At 66.2% G+C, this 1,393-nt stretch carries 1 protein-coding gene; it reads left to right on the top strand.

Features of this window, described 5'->3' with window-relative positions; all coding sequences use genetic code 11:
* Nucleotides 1-49 precede the first annotated feature (49 nt).
* The gene (locus KIK05_RS46415) at nt 50-1,354 is read left to right on the top strand and encodes an IS256 family transposase (protein WP_214417337.1); all 1,305 of its coding nucleotides are present in this window, start codon (nt 50-52) and stop codon (nt 1,352-1,354) included.
* The last annotated feature ends 39 nt before the right edge of the window (nt 1,355-1,393 follow it).

Genomic DNA, 1,393 nt, shown 5'->3' with positions numbered 1-1,393 from the left:
GGGACTGTAAGAACAACGGTGTAACTCCTGATCATGGAGGACACCCCTGATGAGTACTGTGATCCAGGCATCGACGGAGATCGACCTGGAGGACGCCACCGTGGCGCGCAAGAAGCCGGAGGATGCAACGGATCGGGAGCTGGTGGCCCGGCTCGTCGATCAGGCCCGGGCCGAGGGCATGGAGCTGGTCGGTGAGAACGGGCTGCTGGGCCGGCTGACCAAGCTGGTGCTGGAGTCCGCGCTGGAGGGTGAGATCACCGACCATCTCGGCCACGACAAGCACGAACGCTCCGGCAACGAGACCGGCAACACCCGCAACGGCAGCCGGTCCAAGACCGTGCTCACCGATGTCGGCCCGGTCGAGATCACCGTGCCGCGTGATCGGAACGGCAGTTTCGAGCCGAAGATCGTGCGCAAGCGGCAGCGGCGCCTGTCCGGCGTGGACGAGATGGTCATCTCGCTGGCCGCCAAGGGCCTGACCACCGGCGAGATCTCCGCCCACCTGGCCGAGGTCTACGGGGCCGAGGTGTCCAAGCAGACCATCTCGACCATCACCGACAAGGTGCTGGACGGCATGGCCGAGTGGCAGAACCGGCCGCTGGACCCGGTCTACCCGGTGATCTTCATCGACGCCATTCACGTGAAGCTGCGCGAGGGCCAGGTCGCCAACCGGCCCATCTACGTGGCGCTGGCGGTCACCGTCGATGGCGAGCGCGACATCCTCGGCCTGTGGGCCGGCGACGGTGGCGAGGGCGCCAAGTTCTGGCTGCACGTGCTGACCGAGATCAAGAACCGCGGTGTGGCCGATGCGCTGATGGTGGTCTGCGATGGGCTCAAGGGCCTGCCGCAGGCCATCGAGACGGTCTGGCCCCAGGCAGTCGTCCAAACATGCGTCGTTCACCTGCTGCGCGCCTCGTTCCGGTATGCCGCCCGCCAGCACTGGGACGCCATCGCCAAGGCGCTCAAGCCGGTCTACACCGCGCCGACCGAGGCCGCCGCGCTGGAGCGGTTGTTGGAGTTCGCCGAGCTTTGGGGCGGTAAGTATCCGGCGATCGTGAAGTTGTGGGAGGACGCCTGGGCCGAGTTTGTGCCCTTCCTCAACTTCGACACCGAGATCCGCCGGGTGATCTGCTCGACCAACGCCATCGAGTCGGTCAACGCCCGCATCCGGCGGGCGGTCAAGGCTCGCGGCCACTTCCCGAACGAGCAGGCCGCGCTCAAGTGCGTCTACATGGCGATCATGAGCCTGGACCCGACCGGCAAGGGCCGCAAACGCTGGATCACCCGCTGGAAGGCCGCCCTGAACGCCTTCGCCATCACCTTCGAAGGCCGCCTGACCCCGACCACCCGATAACGAATCGAGATCGAGAAACACCGTTTTCTAGACAGTCCC

This window comes from Sphaerisporangium fuscum, assembly GCF_018531465.1.
Classification (GTDB): Bacteria; Actinomycetota; Actinomycetes; order Streptosporangiales; family Streptosporangiaceae; genus Sphaerisporangium; species Sphaerisporangium fuscum.
The sequence above is the reverse complement of the archived record's forward strand: the minus strand, read 5'-3'. Positions and strand labels throughout refer to the sequence as shown.